11 protein-coding genes and 2 riboswitches are annotated in these 18,470 nt (G+C 40.3%); of the genes, 10 read left to right on the plus strand and 1 reads right to left on the minus strand.

Going from position 1 to position 18,470, the window contains the following annotated elements; genetic code table 11:
• The first annotated feature begins 128 nt into the window (after positions 1–128).
• From BW961_RS11725 to BW961_RS30505, 7 genes are all read left to right on the plus strand, one after another.
• On the plus strand, positions 129–437 hold the full coding sequence (locus BW961_RS11725; RefSeq protein ID WP_068587079.1) for a hypothetical protein: 309 nt from the start codon (positions 129–131) through the stop codon (positions 435–437).
• Between the two features lie 143 nt (positions 438–580).
• A riboswitch (cobalamin riboswitch) is annotated at positions 581–744 on the plus strand.
• A complete protein-coding gene (locus BW961_RS11730) occupies positions 716–1,123 on the plus strand; it encodes a hypothetical protein (protein ID WP_068587081.1) in 408 nt (135 codons plus the stop codon). (Overlaps the previous riboswitch by 29 nt.)
• 326 nt (positions 1,124–1,449) lie before the next feature.
• Positions 1,450–1,644, plus strand: a riboswitch (cobalamin riboswitch).
• Between the two features lie 158 nt (positions 1,645–1,802).
• The gene (locus tag BW961_RS31195; protein WP_068587083.1) at positions 1,803–6,524 is read left to right on the plus strand and encodes an S-layer homology domain-containing protein; all 4,722 of its coding nucleotides are present in this window, start codon (positions 1,803–1,805) and stop codon (positions 6,522–6,524) included.
• 72 nt (positions 6,525–6,596) lie between these two features.
• Positions 6,597–7,595: a DUF4430 domain-containing protein gene (locus BW961_RS11740; protein ID WP_068587085.1), complete on the plus strand. Its 999-nt coding sequence runs from the start codon at positions 6,597–6,599 to the stop codon at positions 7,593–7,595.
• A complete protein-coding gene (locus BW961_RS11745; protein WP_068587088.1) occupies positions 7,592–8,482 on the plus strand; it encodes an energy-coupling factor transporter transmembrane component T in 891 nt (296 codons plus the stop codon). The genes BW961_RS11740 and BW961_RS11745 overlap by 4 nt, the downstream gene beginning before the upstream one ends.
• Positions 8,455–10,125, plus strand: a complete 1,671-nt coding sequence (locus tag BW961_RS11750) for an ABC transporter ATP-binding protein (protein ID WP_068587089.1) — start codon at positions 8,455–8,457, stop codon at positions 10,123–10,125. The genes BW961_RS11745 and BW961_RS11750 overlap by 28 nt, the downstream gene beginning before the upstream one ends.
• Positions 10,107–10,835: an ECF transporter S component gene (locus BW961_RS30505; RefSeq protein ID WP_068587090.1), complete on the plus strand. Its 729-nt coding sequence runs from the start codon at positions 10,107–10,109 to the stop codon at positions 10,833–10,835. Before BW961_RS11750 ends, BW961_RS30505 begins: the two co-directional genes overlap by 19 nt.
• Positions 10,836–10,918: 83 nt before the next feature.
• Here the strand turns inward: BW961_RS30505 and BW961_RS11760 are convergent, their stop codons facing one another.
• Entirely contained in the window at positions 10,919–13,621 is a 2,703-nt protein-coding gene (locus BW961_RS11760; RefSeq protein ID WP_068587091.1) for an S-layer homology domain-containing protein, read from the minus strand.
• Positions 13,622–13,799: 178 nt separating this feature from the next.
• Between BW961_RS11760 and BW961_RS11765 the strand changes: the two genes are divergently transcribed.
• The 3 genes from BW961_RS11765 (at position 13,800) to BW961_RS11775 (ending at position 18,393) form a co-directional block, all read left to right on the plus strand.
• Entirely contained in the window at positions 13,800–14,495 is a 696-nt protein-coding gene (locus BW961_RS11765) for a serine/threonine protein kinase (protein WP_326110656.1), read from the plus strand.
• A gap of 122 nt (positions 14,496–14,617) precedes the next feature.
• A complete protein-coding gene (locus tag BW961_RS11770; RefSeq protein WP_068587357.1) occupies positions 14,618–16,453 on the plus strand; it encodes a UbiD family decarboxylase in 1,836 nt (611 codons plus the stop codon).
• Positions 16,454–16,653: 200 nt separating this feature from the next.
• Positions 16,654–18,393: a methyl-accepting chemotaxis protein gene (locus tag BW961_RS11775; RefSeq protein ID WP_068587092.1), complete on the plus strand. Its 1,740-nt coding sequence runs from the start codon at positions 16,654–16,656 to the stop codon at positions 18,391–18,393.
• Positions 18,394–18,470: the final 77 nt, after the last annotated feature.

Consider the following 18,470-nt stretch of genomic DNA (forward strand, 5'->3'; position numbering starts at 1 on the left):
ACTGTATTTACAATATCAAGTGCCTTCAGATAGTCGATAGGGTAACCAAAAATTAAACCTAAATAACTAAATAAATTTATGGAATAGTTGTCGATATAATAAGTATAGAAAAATTTAAAGGCAAGGGCATGAATAAAAAAGAAGGTGTTAATATAGAAGAGCTAAAGCAAGTACTAGCGTTTGCAGATCAGATCACGGAAGTAGCGATGTATGTAGATCCTAAGATGAATAATCATACTTCTAGATGGGGACAGTTCGTAGCATTTAGAGGAGATGCACATCGTATCATGGATGATGCAACAGCAAGTCAAATTGAAGTGGATCAAGCACTATGGTTGCTTCTCTACGGGATTACAGAAATCGGACAAAAATATGTAGCGGATGGAGCACCTGTCTTGTTTCTTGTAAATGGATCTCCTTCATCAACGTTTCACTGAATAATAAGACATGAAGACGGCAGAGATGCCGTTTTTTTGTATTAAGTTAAAGTTTACAGCAACAAAATTTTAACATGACAAATGTTGAGATATTAGATATGATGAGCAAGGAAATTTAATAGAATAGAGTAGAAAAACAGGTGCCAATGATGTAGTTCAACGAACTGAACATGAATTGGTTAAAAGGGAAGTGGGTGCAAATCCCACGCGGTTCCGCCGCTGTAATAGAGTAGTCCTTACAAGAAACCACTGGGAAATAATCAATAAGGAGTTATGAAGTGAGACTTCTCATAAAAGTAAATGTATTACTGGTAGTTATTTATTGGCTATTTGCAGTATTAATATCACTAATAGATAGTGATTTCAGTGGTGTCATATACGTTTTAGTTGGGATAATAGGTTTACCTATTCTAGTTGTGTTTATAAATTATAAAATTACAATTATAAGAGATAAAAGATTATTTTTAACTGGATTTTTGGCCGTATTAGTAGTAATCATATGTGGGCAGCACTTCAGTTATATGGTGACTTCCATATATATATATAGAAATGATATTGATGATCCATTGGAGAAATATTGGCTTATAGGTGTTACGGTTCACGCAATTGTGATTTCAACAATAGCGAGTCTTATATTTCAATTATTGTTATTAATTAAACGTAATACGATTAGAATTAAGCGATAGTAAGTAGACTATGTAGGCAGTTGCAATCATTCGAGTACAATGTGCTACCTATATTTCAGGGTTTTGATTTGATTTCAAAAATGAGTAGGGCACTTCAAATAATAGCTGAACAATTAAAGGGGCGAGCTTGAATAGGCTACGCCTCTTATGAATGTAATAATGCATATCGATTTAATCACTACTAAAATGGAGCGGTGTGACAAGGAGCGTATGAGGGGAATGTCTTTATAACTAAGATAGGCTTATAGTATGTAAATTAATAAATTCATAAGAAATAAAATTTTAACAGGACAAAATTCGACATATTCGGTATGATAGAATGTAAATTCAATAAACTTGAAACAGGTGCCAATGTGATTTTGAAAAAAATCATGGATTGGTTAAAAGGGAAGTGGGTGTAAATCCCACGCGGTCCCGCCGCTGTGAAAGAGGAGTCCTTGCAAGATACCACTGGGAAACCGGGAAGGTTGTAAGGATGATGATACTTGAGCCAGAAGACCTGCCTGTTTCGTCACACCATTAACTCTACGAAGGATAGAAGGGTGTTTATTAGTGCATGCTTCTTTCAGCTGTTTACTATATAAACCTCTCAACTTACAAGTTGAGAGGTTTTTTTCGTGCTGTCAGAAAGTGTTTCTTGTATTTCAAATTAAGGGGAGAGAAAGGAAGGGATTATTAATTGAAGAAAAATAGGTTTTTAGCGTGGTTGCTCGTCGTTAGTATGTTCTTTACCATGGCTTTACCAGGAATGACAGTATCATATGCAGATGGAGGAAATTCAACACAAGCGGGGTATGAAGAAAAAGTAGAAGTTCCGCAACAAAGTGCTGATATCGATCAAGCGGAGTTGATTGATGAATTAGAAACTTCAGATAGTGCAAAAGAAGTGGACACAGAAGCACCGCGTATCACAGTAGTAGGTTTAGTTGATAAACATGAAGTATCGATCAGTGAGCTTAATTTTAAAGTAACGGTAACAGACAATGTTTATAAAGATATCGTTCCAGAAGTGAAGCTGAATGACAATGTTATTCCTGAAACAGCCGGAGAATACAAGGTTTCCTTAAATGCAAGCGTAAATCTGATTAAGGTAACGGCTACTGATGGTGCTGGAAATAAAGCTGAACAAACTTTTAGCATCGAATATAACAAGGTAGTCCCTCCACTCACAGCTAAAGAACAGTTGGATAAAAATCTTGCTTATATTGTGAATAAAGTTAGTAATCCAACGTTTGGTACAGGTAGCGGTGAATGGTCAGTTCTATCACTAGCTAGAGGAGATTATCAAGTTCCTAATGGGTACTATGATATCTACTATAACAATGTGGTCAGAGAAGTACAGGTCTTAATGACCAAGAATAATGGTAAACTGGATGCGACTAAGAGTACGGAGCATTCAAGATTAATTTTGGGATTAACCTCAATTGGTAGAGATATCGGTGATGTTGCTGGTTATGACATCAAGAAAGAACTTGCTAATTTAGAATATGTAAAGAAACAAGGTCTGAATGGTCCTATCTTTGCCCTAATAGCATTTAATGCTCACAATTATGAAATTTCTTCCCTAACAGGGGGAGATGAAACCAAACAAACCACAAGAGATAAACTGATTCGTTTTATCCTAGATGCAGAAGTAATGAAGGGTACCCCAACGGCTGGGGGCTGGGCACTAGGTGTCACTAAGGCAGATACGGATATGACAGCAATGGCGCTTCAAGCGCTTGCTCCGTATTATCATAAGAACGATGAGGTAACGGCAGCTATAGATCGTGCAATCAAATGGCTGTCCGACAACCAAAATGCTGAAGGTAGTTATACAAGCTGGGGATCGACGAGTAGTGAAAGTATTGCACAGGTTGTCGTAGCATTAAGCAGTTTGGGAATTGATGCCAATCAAGACCCTAAGTTTGTTAAGAATGGCAAATCGGCGTTAGGGGCGTTATTAACCTTTGCTGTTCCTGATGGCGGCTTTATGCATACTAAACCCACAGGTACACAAGTTGCCAGAGTAGATGGTATGGCTACGGATCAAGGTACCTATGCACTAGTTGCTTATGACCGATTCATAAGCGGTAAAAATAGTCTCTATGATATGACGGATGTAAAGATTAAATTACCTGAAGTACCAGAAGTACCACATGAAATCAAAATTCCATTACCAGTTGGAGAAAAACCTAAAGTTGTCATTCCTCAAGACAATCACGATTATCTCATCCCCATCAAGGTAACAGATAGTAGTAAAGAAATAACGGTAGAAATCCCAAATGGCTTGAATTCAAAGGTAAGTGTTAATTTACCTGTTAACAGTAATCTTCCTAATCTAGAAGCTATCAAGGGCAATGTTTCTGTAATGATCCCTAAGGGCTCCAAGGTCACTAGTGGTGATGCATCTTCGCTCGAATTAATATCTTCTAAAGATATTTCAGATACAACGCTAACTAATAGCGTTAATTCAATTATTCCAGCGGGCAAGAAGCTTGATAATATCCTAGAGGCATTCACCATCGGCGGGTCTGGAAAGGTAGAGTTCAATCAATTTGTTACGTTAACATTTAAGGGATTGAGAGGGAAAGAAGCTTCTTATATACAGAATGGTTCCCCTCATGCGATTCAAAAATATGCTAGTAATGCTCAAGGTGAAAATAGCGGCAAGAATGAGTATGCCTATGACAGTGGAAATGATCTCATTGTAAGAACAAATCACTTTACGGATTATGTTGCTTATACTTCAAGCACAATAGAAATTCCTGGTGGGGAAGTAACCAATCCGGATCTTAAGAAATATGTAACTGTATCTGTAGACAAACTTACAATTAATAAAGGCTTCGTAGTATCAACTACAAAGGTAGAGATGAAATCTGGTGATACGGCATGGTCCATATTGCAAAGAATGCTAGATAGCCGAGGTATTAGCTACGATTATAGCTTGAGTGATAAATATGGAAGTGTATATGTAGAATCCATAGCTGGCGACGGGGAATTTGATCACGGTAGCGGTAGTGGATGGATGTACAATGTCAATGGATGGTATCCCGACTATGGTGCAAGTAAGTATATTCTTAATGAGGGCGACCGTCTCCAGTGGCGTTACACGACAAATCTAGGGTCGGACTTAGGAGAAGATCTAAGCAAGTGGGATCCGATTTCTGTAGGTGAAGGAATCGAGATTAATGCTGACGATAAGACGCCAATTATCAATGTTCCAAGTAATATCCAAAGGGATTATAACTTGAATATCCCGAAAGAATTGAAGAATACCAATAATATCACCATTAATATTCCAGATATTAAACCTAAAGTTACCCTTAATTTAGAGGATGTTAAAGACAATATTCCAATGATTTCAGCTAGTAAAGGGGATATTTCGGTTATTTTCGATAGAGGCACACGCTTTAAATCTGGAGATCGCAAGGTCGAGCTCATTACTTCAAATCAAGACGCAAAAGTACAAGACATTATTCAAGGCACTTTGATTAATGGTAGTAAGGTGAAGACCTTAAATCATGCCTTTACAATGGGTAATCCAAATAGCTCAGTGTTATTCGATAAGCCACTTACCATCAGCATTAAGGGAGCAAAAGGGCAATCGGTAGGATTTATTGAGAATAACAAATATACACCGATTATGATGTATCCAACCGAGGAGCAAGGGCTCAAAGAGAATCAAGGTAGCGAGAAACAAACTTATGGGGTTGTCAAAGGAAATGATATTTATATCAAAACAAACCATTTTACAACCTTTGTATCTTATACAGTAGATTTGAAGATTCCGACTCCTGGTTCTACTACTGGATCAATAAATTCACCAGGAACAACGGGGACTACGCCGGGAACTTCGCCAGGCACTTTACCTGGAGTTGTACCAAATGGTGAGTTGAATAATGTGTACTCAGATGCAGGTACTATTTCGAATTGGGCTTATGATGCGATTCGTGAAGCAACTCGAAATGGCTTTATCCAAGGAAGCAACGGCAAGTTTAGTCCTAAATCTAATATTACTAGAGCAGAATTCACCAAAATTCTAGTCATAGTGCTGGCTCTGGATACGAAGCTTGCTAACGGAGCTAACTTTAAGGATGTACGTGTGAATGACTGGTTCTATCCTTATGTTAACGCAGCTAATAAAGCAGGATTAGTAACAGGATATAATAATGAATTCCGTCCAAATGACAATATTACACGTGAGCAAATGGCAGTAACGATCGTTAGAGCTTTGGGTATACAAGAGTCGAAGTCAGGAACAGTAATCAAAGATATCAATAAAGCATCTGCTTGGGCTAAGACAGATATCGAAACGGTGACTGCACTTGGTTTGATGACAGGTAGTGGTAGTCTATTTAACCCTAAAGATGTGGTTACGAGAGAAATGGCCGCCGTTGTATCTACTAGGGTTCATAACTACAAGAATGAGCATAAAACCACGGATAACAATACGGGTAAAGTAGATATCGTAGACAGCACAACTAAGCTTGAAGTTCAGACACAAATTAAAGATACCGCAGCTTTTATGCAAAAAGCAGTGACGGATCCGGTAATAGCTAGTGTTGGCGGGGATTGGACCGTATTCGGATTGGCTCGTTCTGATGTGCCAGTACCTGATGCCTATTATGCTAAATACTATGCGAATGTAGAGAAAATTCTGAAAGAAAAATCAGGGAAACTGCATAATGTAAAGTATACGGAATACGATAGAGTTATTTTGGCGCTAACCTCAATCGGTAGAAATATCGACGATGTGGCGGGATATAACTTAAGAGAGAGACTCGCTGATTTCGATACTTTAATTAAACAAGGTATTAATGGACCTATCTTTGCACTTATAGCGTTAGATAGTAAGCATTATGAAATACCGATAGTTACAGGAGTAAAGACACAAACAACAAGAGAGTTGCTTGTTGATTACATTTTGAATAGAGAGATTAGTGGTGGCGGATGGGCATTAGGTGAAAAGCCTGATGTCTCAGATACTGATGTCACATCAATGGCCATTCAAGGGCTTGCGCCATATTATGAAACAAATTCAAAAGTAAAAGCGGCTGTGGATCGTGGTGTTGCTTGGTTATCCGAAGCTCAGACGGCTGATGGAGGATATACGAGTTGGGGCTCGGTAAACTCTGAGAGTATTGCTCAGGTTGTTGTAGCCTTGTCTAGCCTTGGTATAGACGCGGATCGTGACGCTAGATTTATTAAAAATGGAAAATCACCACTGGATGCCTTATTGAGCTTCGCTGCACCAAGTGGAGGGTTCTATCATATTAAGTCAGGCGGTCAAGATAACGGTGGTGCCAAACCTGGGGAAATTGATCTTATGGCGACAGATCAAGGGATGTACGCACTTGTAGCTTACGATCGTTATATCAATAAGCAGACTCGTCTTTATGACATGTCAGATGTTAAATAGCAAATAATATAGTAGAGCGAAGCAAGGGTGATTATATGCCCTTGTTTTGTCATTTAAGGTGGGAATGAGCAAATGAACAAGAAAAGATGGTTCAGCGCACTACTGATCATAAGTGTACTAGCGATTGCATTCTTTTGGGGTGGGGATTATCAGAAGAGCTCAACTGAGATTGCAGATGGGACAACTAAGACTGAGGATACAAGTGAAATAACTACCTCTCCAAATATGGTGCTTCAGCAAGATGAAGAGGCTAATAGACTAGAAGACACGACAACAAAAGAGTCTGATAGTAACGCTTCCAAGCCATTAACAGAAGAATTACAAAAGTCAGAAGAAATAGAGAGTGATATTGAATCAGGAAAAGTAAACGAAGTAGCTAAAGGAACAGAAAAGGGACCAGAAACAGAAAAAGTAGTAGAACCAGACAAACCCGTTGTTAAAGTAGAAGAGTCAGACATGGTTGTTATTAAGCAGCCAGTGAAGGATACTGTACCCCAATTAAAGGCGCAGGAATCTAAGAAACCAACAGTTAGTAAATCGGAAGTTAAGGTTCCGAATACAGAAGCTAAGAAAGATAAGTATCTTACCGATCCCGTTCCAAAAGGAAAACCTAAACCTGTTGAATGGCAGGATGCAACGATAAACAAGAAGGAAGAATTAACAGTTACATTGTCCGTATCAGCGACAACAATATTAAATAATATGGATACATTCAATAAGGATAAACTCGAAGTGTTGCCAGCCGACGGTATCATTTATAAAAAGCAAAAGGTAACCTTTTATGAAGGAGAGTCTGTCTTTGCCGTGTTACTCCGAGAGATGAAAAAGAATAAAATTCATATGGAATTCTCGATGACACCCATCTACAACAGTAATTATATTGAGGGCATAAACAATTTATATGAATTTGACTGTGGAGAGTTAAGCGGTTGGATGTATAAGGTGAACGGATGGTTTCCTAACTACGGTAGCAGTCGGTATGTTCTCAAAGACGGGGACGTCGTTGACTGGGTGTACACTTGTGATTTAGGCCGAGATGTTGGTGGGGATATGGGAGCGGGTAAACAATGAAGGATTCCTTTGCGACCTTTCATCCGATAGTGAATTTTATTTATTTTGTCGTAATTTTGTTGTTTAGTATGATCTTTATGCATCCGGTCTTTCAAGTCTTAGCGCTCATCAGCGCAATTACGTATTCCATAATGTTAAAAGGAAATAGCGCCATTAAATTTAATCTACTCTATATGAGTCCATTGTTATTGATCATGGCACTTATGAATCCTGCTTTTAATCATGAAGGTAGAACGATTCTCTTTTATTTAAATAATGGAAATCCCATTACGCTTGAATCTATCCTATTTGGCGTGGCAGCAGCATGTATGTTTGTGACGATTATTATATGGTTCTCTTGTTATAACATCGTGATGACTTCGGATAAATTTATTTATTTGTTCGGAAAAGTATTGCCCGCGCTTTCGTTAATTTTATCGATGGTGTTGCGCTTTGTACCTAGATATGTGGCACAAATTAAGGTGATCTCTAATGCTCAGAAGTGTGTAGGCAGGGATATTTCACAGGGAAACATACTCCAAAGAGCGCGGAATGGGATTACCATTCTCTCGATTATGACCACATGGGCATTAGAAAATGCCATTGAAACCGCGGATTCGATGAAATCAAGAGGATATGGCTTGCCTAATCGCACGAGCTTCTCCATATTTCGATTTGATAGCAGGGATAGGGTAGTACTTATGATCATGATGGGATTAACAATCATGGTTGTCATAGGCGGGGCAATGGGTGAGAATACGATACGATTCTTTCCTTCTATTAGGATGGTAGCGATGACGCCGTTAAGTGTGGTTGTGTATTTCGCCTACTTTGTTCTATGTATGATACCTGTGATCATCAATGTGGTGGAGGGAATGAAATGGAAATCTATACAATCAAAGATGTAAGCTTCACCTTTCCAGAGAAAGAACAAGAGACCCTTTCCCATATTAGTCTTTCGATTGAAAGTGGGGAATTTATAACGATATGTGGAAAGTCAGGTTGTGGCAAGAGCACATTACTTAGGCAGTTGAAAACGATACTTACGCCACATGGAAAACGTACCGGAGAGATTTATTACGGGGGTCAACCGATAGAAGAAATGGACCAACGGACACAGGCCTCAGAAATAGGATTTGTGCTACAAAACCCTGATAATCAAATTGTGACGGACAAGGTATGGCATGAACTTGCCTTTGGGCTAGAGAGTTTAGGGTATGACCAAAGCACTATTCGTTTACGTGTAGCTGAAATGGCGAGTTTTTTTGGCATTCAGACATGGTTTCATAAAAATGTTTCTGAGCTTTCGGGAGGACAGAAGCAACTTCTCAATTTAGCTTCTATCATGGCGATGCACCCTTCGGTATTAATACTTGATGAGCCAACGTCGCAACTAGATCCAATCGCGGCGGCTGACTTTTTAGAGACGGTAAAGAAAATAAATCGTGACCTTGGGACTACCATTATTATGACAGAGCATCGATTAGAGGATATACTGCCGATCTCAGATCGCCTGATTGTCATGGATGCAGGGGTAATTATTGCAGATGATTCACCCCATAAGGTAGGAGAAACATTAAGTGCACTGAATCATCCGATGTTTTGTTCAATGCCTTCACCGATGCAGATATATGCCGGCGTGGACAATGACTTAGCCTGCCCTGTGACGGTAAAGGAGGGACGGCAATGGTTAAATGCGTTCCTGCGTGATAATACGCCACCCGAAATGGTGGATACAAAGGAAACCTTAGCGATATCAAGTCGTTCTGTAATTACATTCAAAGATGTATGGTTTAAATACGAAAAGAGCGGACCAGATATTATCAAGGATTTGTCTTTTGAAGTGAAAGAGAGCCAGTTCTATTGCATCGTTGGTGGGAATGGCACGGGGAAAACATCGACGCTATCGCTTATTAGCGGCATCCTCCAGCCCTATAGAGGGAAAGTTCTCATAGGTGGTAGAAATCCTAACAAAATGAAAGCGAGAGAGCTTTTCACTAATAACTTAGGAATACTTCCACAAAGTCCACAAACGTTATTTGTGAAAAAAACAGTTGAACAAGATTTGTACGAAATGTTGTCTGATAAGCCGCTAACGAAGGAAGAAAAGGCAGTTAAAGTAGATGCAATCGTTAAGTTCGCAGAGCTTGAGGATCTACTAGCTATGCATCCTTATGACTTGAGTGGTGGTGAGCAGCAGCGAGCGGCACTAGCTAAAGTTCTTTTGTTAGAGCCGAGGTTATTGTTGCTCGATGAACCAACGAAGGGTCTGGATGGATTTTTCAAGGAGAAACTTGCCTTATTCTTGAAGAAGTTAAATGCTGAAGGTGTTACGATTGTGATGGTCTCGCACGATATTGAATTCTGTGCCAAGTATGCAGAAGTATGTGCGATGTTCTTTGATGGGAGCATCATTACCTCGAATACAACTCAGCAATTTTTCGCAGGAAATAGCTTTTATACGACGGCAGCCAATCGGATGGTTCGTCATGTATGGCCTGAAGCAGTTAGAATTGAGGATGTGATAGAACGATGTCAGACAAGCAGGTAGCGGGTAAGCGATTAAGCCGCCGAACATTATTAGCAGCTGTGCTTATCCTCATTGTCATTCCAGCTACGATGATGTTAGGTATTTTCGTATTAAATGATCGTAAATATTATTTTATTAGTTTATTAATTGTACTGTATACGATGATTCCCTTTGCCATGGTATTTGAAAAGCGTAAGCCACAGGCACGGGAGTTAATCGTGATCGCTGTATTAACAGCTATTGCAGTAGCGGGGCGGGGCGCATTCTTCATGCTACCGCAGTTCAAGCCCGTCGTTGCCATTGTCATTATCGCAGGTGTGAGTCTGGGTGCTGAGGCAGGATTTCTTGTAGGTGCTGTTACGGGATTTGTATCCAATTTCTTCTTTGGTCAAGGGCCGTGGACTCCATGGCAAATGTTCTGTTTTGGTTTTATTGGGTTTGTAGCAGGAATTTTATTCGAAAAAGGACTGCTTAAAAAGACCAAACTATCATTGTGTGTGTTTGGAGGCTTAGCTACTTTGTTGATTTACGGCGGTATTATTAACATAGGGTCACTAATGATGTTCACATCACAGTTCTCATGGCAGGCGTTGCTTGCTACTTACATTTCAGGTTTTTGGTTTGACATGGTTCATGCGATTGCAACGGTGGTGTTTCTCTACTTTATTTCGCAACCTATGATTGAGAAACTGGATAGGATAAAGATGAAGTATGGACTGATTGAGAAGTAGTGGAATTTGGTTCCTAGATTGGACATGACAAAACGGTAGATCGCTAATTAGGCGATCTACCGTTTTGATTTCTACTCTATTAATTATTTCTCGATGAGGTCGATCAGGTGTACAAGAATGGTTGCAACCTCTGCTCGAGTAGCAGGATCTTTCGGACGGATGGTTCCATCGTTATATCCGTTAACTAGACCAAGCTCGACCATCGTTGCGATGGCCTTGTTAGACCAACTGGATATGTTGGCGTTATCTTTAAATGTGTTCGTATGTTTGCTTCCATCACCCGACAATTCGAAAGCATTGACGAGAATGACCATCATTTGCTCTCTTGTTACTTGCTTGTCCGGTCCGAATGAGGTAGCATCGATACCTGCCACAATCCCTTTCTCAACAGCAGTGGAAATGGCATTAGATGCCCAATGGTTAGTAATATCTTTGAATGAGGTCTTTTCAGCGCTAGTCTTATCGAAATTTAAGTATCGTGAAATAACAGTAATTAATTCTGCACGGGTCATTCCGTTGTCTGGTTTGAAGGATTTGTCAGAGAATCCACTCAATAGTTTCTTCTTGCTTAATTGCGCGACAGATTCTTTAGCCCAGTGAATGTTCATATCTTTGTACTCTAGCGGCTGAGCCGATGGTGTTTCAGTAGGTTTAGGAGACTCAACCTGCGGCTTCGAAGTTCCAACAACAGGAGTAGACTCATTTTGCATATTCAGAAGCTCACTCTTCTTTAACGCACGGTCTGTAATTCTAATTTCACTAATCCATCCGTTAAAAGATCCCTCATGACCATGGTCATATTGGTTGGATCCAATAACCCAAGGTTTCCCTGTTGTCATCATACCGCCTTGTTCGCCATCTGGATTGCGAAGTACAGGAGCACCATCAATATACATGATCGTCTTCACACCATCATTTACAACGGCAACATGATGCCATTTAAAGAAGAGCTCTCCAGACCAGTTCGTAACACTATCATCATTCTTTTTGGGAAATACGGACCATTGCATCTCTCTTAGGGTAGATATAGCTAACGTAGCCGTTGGCTCATCCTTGTCGCCCCCAGTATTACCGATATCGCTACCCGTATCCTCACGAGTAAGAATACCCATCCAACCGTTTTTATTCGGATCCCATTCAGGAGCGATTTTCATATAGGCTTCGATCGTATATCCTTTATCGAATTCAAGGGCATTAACCTTAGCATTGTCATCGGTCTTCAGGTAAGAAGCTTTACCTGCGGTCTTATCACCGAAAATACGAATACTGTTGTTCGTAGCTGAATTAATAGGCTTGTCCGCGGACCAGATCATGTCTTCCGGCTTACTTTTCCCTTCATCCACTCGGTGCAAATCATTGTTGTTGCCAGATAAATCTTTCACGACAACGGCTCCGTCGCCTGTAAGTGGCTTCCCGTCAAGAGATTTATCACTCTCGAATCGCCAATGGGCAACCACACCTTGGTTACTGTTTGGATCTGTAATACTGATGCTAATGGTTCCTTCTGCGGAAGTGGCTTTTCCGTCATTAGCTGTAAACTTAATGGTATCGCTACCCGTAACCCCTGCTTTCGGAGTATAGGTGAAAGCGCCTGTGGAAGGATTGGTAATAACTGCTGTTCCTAGCATTCCTGAATTTGTAATACGATAACTCAGTGTATCAAAATCTTCGTCTTTTGCTTTTAAGGTACCTTTATGAGGTAGATCTTTCTTTGTTTCAAATTCAGAAGCTTTTGCAATCGGTGCTTTATTTTGCGCACCCCAGAATGATCCGAATCGATTCTCGAAGTTCATTTTTACTGTAAACTGATTGTTTACATCCGTTAAACGTTCCATATCGAATTCAGTACGCTCATCCTCGGGTATATTCGTAACCCATGGGGAAAAGGTGGATACGTTAATTTCATTTTTTTTCATATCGAAATTAAGTAGGGGTAACCATCCATTTCCGCCCATGTATGCGCCTTGAAAATCAACAAGCATCATCAAAACGTCTTTCCCGTTATTATTTTTCTTAATCATGTGTGCAGAACCATGATGATGACCATTTACCGCTAAGAAAATTTGATCATTCTTCTTAATCAGATCGTCCCATAATTTCTGACCATGTTCGGGTGTAATAAAGGCTGTTTTACCATCTTCCTCAACATTTAGAAGTTGATGTGTGAATACCATTGCGGGAAGGCCGGGGTGATCCTTCAATACTTTTTGGGCCCATGCAATGGAGGCATCGGAAGTTCTCCAATCCAAGAAGAGTGCCAAATACTGTTTACCGGCACCTTCGAATATGAAATAAGAGCAGTATCCGGAATCAGATACCCCTTGGAAACCAGGAATATCTGCCATATAGGTTGATGGTTGTAGGAATTTCATGAAATTCTCATCGGGGTCACGTTGATCGTCCCACTTCGATTCATTAACATCATGATTCCCAGCTAGGTATCCAAAAGGTACACTATAGTTCTTAAACCATTTAAAAGCATCTAGGGCATTATTCCATTCGTAATCTTGATTTCTACGGTCAACAATATCACCGATTTGCGCGGTAAATTTAATGTTATCGCTGAATTGATGTTTCGCAATCCACTCTGTTTGAGAAATGAAAATATCCTTATTGTAACGCGAATACATTTGCGTGTCCGGCAGGACGGCTACTTTAAAGCTGGTCTCTTGTGCGATGGCCGCATTCACTTCTTTAAACGGTAGCAACGTGATTATTAAAATAGTCATGATGCAGAAAAGTAGGGTCACTTTTCTATTGTTCTGTTTAAACCAAGGTGCTAACATAAATCTTCCTCCTCTTTTCTGTAAAGCTAAGTTGTCGAATTATTAGTCTAATGAAGTAGTGTTTGGGGAATGTCATCTTGAGGTAAAGGTTTTGTTAGCGGTTATCGAGAATCTAGAATAAAGAATGGCTGAAATTGAATGAATTATATCAGTGACTATTTGTTTTATCAGTGGGAGAATGATAGTAGGTCAAAATGTATTAGAATGGGGTAGATATCGAATTCAGAAACAAATAGAAGAAGAGATAATGAAGTTACGAGAACTGGTTACGAGGGAATTGTTGGAGGAGTTGTCGTCAGAGAGCGTCCGTCCGGATGAACCCGTGAAGGTTTGGTGGCTCCCTAAGCCTTGGTTATTGCTAGGAGCAGGGAATTATGCGGCAGTATTCTCTCACCCAGATTATGAAGATTATGCTGTGAAAATTTATGCTCCGGGAAGGCCTGGATTAAAGGAAGAAGCTGAGGTATACAAGCGACTTGGCGATCATCCAGCGTACTCCATATGCTATTATGTCGGAACGGACTTTCTTATATTGAAGAGACTGAATGGCGTCACGGTCTATGATTGTATCAAAAGAGGCATTCCCGTATCGGAACAGGCTATCCAGGATATTGACGGAGCTTTAGAATATGCTTGTTCGCGTGAACTTCGTCCACACGATGTACACGGTAAAAATATCATGATCAAGGATGGCCGTGGTCTGGTCGTGGATGTGTCTGACTTCTTGAAGCAAGAAGATTGCAACATGTGGGATGATTTCAAGAAAGCATATTATACCCTGTATCGTCCTATAGCGTCTCTATGGTTATTTCCGGTTCCCGGCGCTGTGTTGGAGGCGGTACGAAAGGGATATCAGCTTTGGCGGCGTAGATGACTTAATCGATTGACATTTATCTTGAATTTGTTTTAACGTTAGTAAAATAGCGGAATAAGCCCCCACAAAGGGGAGCTTGTTTGTGTTCACTAAACCTATCAGTACAGATTGGAGTCATTCCATTGTATCGAAATTTAGAAGATTGTATTATCGACTTAGAGAAACATGGACATTTGGTTCGTATTCGAGAAGAGGTAGATCCATATCTTGAAATGGCGGCCATTCATATGAGAGTGTATGAGGCTGGTGGTCCAGCGTTGTTATTTGAAAATGTAAAAGGTTCGAAGTTCCGAGCGGCTTCCAACTTATTTGGAACAATAGAGCGCAGTAAGTTTATCTTTCGAAATACTTGGACGTCTGTACAGAACGTCATGGCTTTACGTGACGATCCAATGAAGGCGTTGAAACAACCTTTTAGAAATATCGGAAATGGATTTGCTGCAATGAAAGCTCTTCCTTTGAAGAAATTCGGGACTCCTTCAGTTATTGCACAGGAAATTCAAATATCCGACCTTCCACAGATCCAACATTGGCCAATGGACGGCGGTGCTTTTATCACATTGCCGCAAGTGTACTCGGAAGATCCTGAGAAACCTGGAATCATGAATTCTAATCTAGGGATGTACCGTGTTCAACTGAGTGGAAATGACTATGAATTGAATAAAGAAATTGGCTTACATTATCAGATTCACCGCGGAATAGGCGTACATCAAGCTAAGGCGAACAAGTTAGGAACACCTCTGAAAGTGAGCTGTTTCGTAGGAGGTCCTCCGGCGCACACGTTGTCAGCCATTATGCCGTTGCCAGAAGGTCTTAGCGAGATGACGGTCGCTGGATTGCTTGCAGGACGTAATTTTCGTTACAGCTATGTTGATGGTTACTGTATCAGTAATGATGCTGATTTTGTAATTACTGGAGAAATCCATTCTGAGGACACGAAACCAGAAGGTCCTTTTGGAGATCATTTGGGTTATTATAGCCTTACCCATAATTTCCCAGTCATGAAAGTGCATAAAGTGTACGCTAAGCCCAATGCCATCTGGCCGTTCACTGTTGTGGGTCGTCCACCACAGGAAGATACCGCATTTGGAGAACTTATTCATGAGTTAACCGGTGACGCGATCAAACAAGAAATTCCAGGTGTCAAAGAAGTACATGCTGTCGATGCGGCTGGTGTACATCCGTTGCTGTTTGCGATTGGTAGTGAGCGATACACCCCATACCAGAAAGTGAAACAGCCGACAGAAATACTCACGATTGCCAACCGTATATTAGGTACAGGGCAACTGAGCTTGGCGAAGTATTTATTCATAACGGCGGAAGAGAATCAACCTGTAGATTCGCACAATGAAGTAGCGTTTTTAAAGTATATTTTGGAACGGATTGACTTAAATCGAGATATTCATTTCCATACCAATACGACCATCGATACACTAGATTATTCAGGTACGGGTTTAAATAGTGGTAGCAAAGTAGTATTCGCAGCTTATGGAGATAAAAAGAGAGATTTATGTACAGAGGTTCCCGATGCTTTAAAAGAAATCCGTGGATTCGAAAATGCGCAATTAGTGATGCCTGGGATTGTAGTGATTCAAGGGTCTAAATTTATCGATTATAGTCAAGCGCAACAAGAGTTACAAGATTTATCGGATGCTATCCAAGCAAAGGGAGCGATCCCATCTTGTCCGATGATCATTCTGAGTGATGACAGCTCATTCATAAGTGCGACAATTCAGAATTTTCTCTGGGTCACATTCACGAGAAGCAATCCTTCTCATGACATTCATGGTGTGAACGGTCGTTATGAGAACAAACATTGGGCTTGTGACAATGTGATAATTGATGCACGCATTAAGCCACATCAAGCACCTCCATTAATAGCCGATCCAGCGGTAACGAAGACCATCGAACGATTATTTGCTAAAGGGGCTAGTTTAGGTGGGTTAAAGATCGACTGAGATGGGTGAGTTACAAACGCTAAAATCCTTGATAAAACATGGGTTTTGGCGTTTTTTTGTATAGGGAATGTTCGCGTTGAACCCTGTTGTTTGGGAAAAATTGAGCATACAATTTAGGACTATAAATACCGATATAAGAGAGTATCACAAATTTTAATATCTTAAATTAAAAACAACATGGCATTACGAGGAGGCAGATCATGAATACAAAAAGTTTAATCTTTAAATCAAGTATTGTTTTATCATTGTTGTTTGTTTTGCTAGGGAGTACAATGGCATATATTTCTTTCGAACGGCTACAGGTGGAACAAGCTGATGAAATGGTTACAATGGAATGGACATTACATAATTTGATAGTTCAGAATATTCCAGCGATAGAGAAAGCAAAAACGTTGATCGCATCAGACAAACCCATGAAGGATGAAAGTGTTCAACAATTACAGAGGCAGTTAGATAGTATGAAAAGCAATCAGATGATTTCGAATAGTTATATTTATATGCCCGATCTGGAGACAATCGGTGATCATAAAAAGATTAAATTAATACTTGGTAATCAAGAATTGTACGAAACCGACTTTTTACCAGGTACTAGTTATGAGGCAAAGGGGGCTTTCGCTGAAGCGTTAGCTAAGATGGAAGTAGACGGATATGCATCATCAGATGTATATACAGATGAATTTGGCGAATGGGTAAGCGTTGTCAGCTCGATTAACGATGATAAAGGGAACAGAATTGGGATATTTGGAGTCGACTTCAACTACGAACTCTTACAGAAGAAGCAAAATTCTCAGCTGAAAGTGACGATTATCATTGGAGCAGTTCTTATTATTCTGTTCGTAGCGTTGACCATTTATCTAGTGCGAGTTACACTTCGCCCTATTAGAAAGTTGTCTGAACTGAGTAGACAAGTAGCCGATGGAGACCTCTCTGTAATGATCCCTGTTAACAATCAGGATGAGGTTGGAATACTATCCGGTAACTTTAATACTATGATTAGCAATATCCGTCAATTAGTTCTTAACGTACAGTCAACATCTTCAAACGTTGCCGCTTCCTCGAATGCGTTGACGATGAGTGCAGATCAGACTTCAAAGGCAGCGGAGGAAATCGCAGATTCAATTCAAGAAGTAGCGTACGGTTCGGAGACACAAATGCAGTCAGCTATGGAAAGCCAAATTGCCATGGAAGAAATGGCTCTTGGAATTCAGCGGATTGCGGAGTCCTCTTCGAGATTGTCTGAACATGCTAATGAGGTCACAGGAAACGCCGAGCAAGGTAATAAAGTTATCCATCAATCGGTGCATGAAATGGAAGCCATTCATACGTCGGTATCCGGTACCGTCGATATATTGGCCGAACTTCAGCAACGTTCTCAAGAAATCGAGAAGATTCTTGGTATTATTACTAACATTGCAAGACAGACGAATCTGTTAGCACTGAACGCTTCTATTGAAGCAGCGAGAGTTGGAGAACATGGTAAAGGCTTCGCTGTCGTTGCAAATGAAGTTCGGAATTTGGCTGAGCTATCACATAACTCTTCTCAGCAAATTTCAATTCTGTTAACGGATATTGTTACAAATGTCGACCGTGCTTCGGGAGCTATGAATACGAGTATGGATCAAGTTACTCAAGGGATCCAATCCGTGTATTCAGCGGGGGAGACATTCCAAGAGATCGTTGGCGCTTTGCAGAGCGTTAATGAACAAGTACAGGAAGTCTCGGCAGCTTCGGAACAAATGTCCGCTGGGAGCGAGCAGGTCGCAGCTTCACTCGATGAACTTGCTAGAATAGGTAGAAATGCATCACAGAATTCACAAAACGTCGCAGCTTCTTCCGAGGAACAAATGGCTATGATGCAAGAGATTTCGAGTTCCGCTACAACTCTTAGGGATATGGCACATGATCTAGAGAATGAGATTGGCAAGTTTAGATTGGAATGAAGAAGGCGATTTGCTCCAAATAATACACTCATAGACATATCATATGCCAATAACTGGGCTGTAAAAGGCCTGGTTGT

The organism is Paenibacillus macquariensis, assembly GCF_900156375.1.
Lineage (GTDB): Bacteria > Bacillota > Bacilli > Paenibacillales > Paenibacillaceae > Paenibacillus_AQ > Paenibacillus_AQ macquariensis.